Here is a 957-nt window from a genome sequence, read left to right as displayed (position 1 = left end):
TCGCTTATATGCCCATGACGGTAGTTGGTCCTCCTCGCCTTCAATGGGGAAGCTGACCGGGTGCGGATCAGCGGGGCCCCACAAGTTCCCCCCCATACCCCGCCATCGGCAAACCCCGGTGGGTGCCGGGGCTACCAGCGCGACCCGAGCGGTGTCCTCGATCCTTCTGCCGCCACATCTTGTTTGTTTTCCACCGCGACTGGCTGCTTGAAATTGGCCCTCAAGCGAGCTCCGCGATTGATGATGTCCGTCACCTGAACAGCCGTCCACGTTCCGCCACGCGCCGAAGTGATGCCGCGCGCATTGAGTGCCACAGCGATCTGCCTCAGGGATTTGACCCCGCTCGTTTGGATGTCGCGGATGATCGGGAGGATGTTGGCAGCGAAGGCGGCGGCTTGTGCCATGCGAACCTCCATCGATTTTTGTTGAGCTTCGGCAAGCTTCGGGCCGCCAAGTTTGACACCACGTTTCTTGGCCTCCTGCAGTGCATGTCGCGTACGCTCGGAAATTAGCGTGCGCTCCTTTTCGGCGAGGCTCGCATAAATGTGGAGCATGAACGGGTCGACGTTCGGGCCGAGTTCCGCAACGACGAAAGGCACGCGATTTGCCATTAAACCGCTGATGAAGTGGACGTCGCGGCTCAATCGGTCGAGCTTGCTAACGATGACCGGGCAGTTGCTGTTCTTTCGGGCCGCCGCCAGTGCCTTGGCGAGCTGCGGACGCTTGGTGAGAGCATCCGCACCCTTGCCGGTCTCAACATCGGTGAACTCGCCGACGATCTCGAAGCCCTCGGCCGCGACGAAACGGGCGACAGCCTGACGCTGAGCATCAAGGCCAAGGCCGCTCTTTCCCTGCTTGTCGGTCGAGACGCGAAAATAGGACATTGCGGGTTTCACGGGCGGATCCTTGTGCGTAAGGATTATATACGCTCGTTTGTAAACTTTACAGTGAGTCAGA

1 protein-coding gene is annotated in these 957 nt (G+C 59.9%); it reads right to left on the bottom strand.

Annotated features, from left to right (window positions below; genetic code table 11):
- Nucleotides 1–131: 131 nt before the first annotated feature.
- Complete coding sequence (locus AC1DX0_RS36415; RefSeq protein WP_477220551.1) at nucleotides 132–884, bottom strand: recombinase family protein; 753 nt, start codon at nucleotides 882–884, stop codon at nucleotides 132–134.
- Between the last annotated feature and the right edge of the window lie 73 nt (nucleotides 885–957).

This window comes from Mesorhizobium sp. P3_A9, assembly GCF_056402975.1.
The sequence above is the reverse complement of the archived record's forward strand: the minus strand, read 5'-3'. Positions and strand labels throughout refer to the sequence as shown.

Excerpts from the sequence above, each read along its gene's own strand:
- AC1DX0_RS36415 (WP_477220551.1), bottom strand. The coding sequence starts at position 884 with ATGTCCTATTTTCGCGTCTCGACCGACAAGCAGGGAAAGAGCGGCCTT.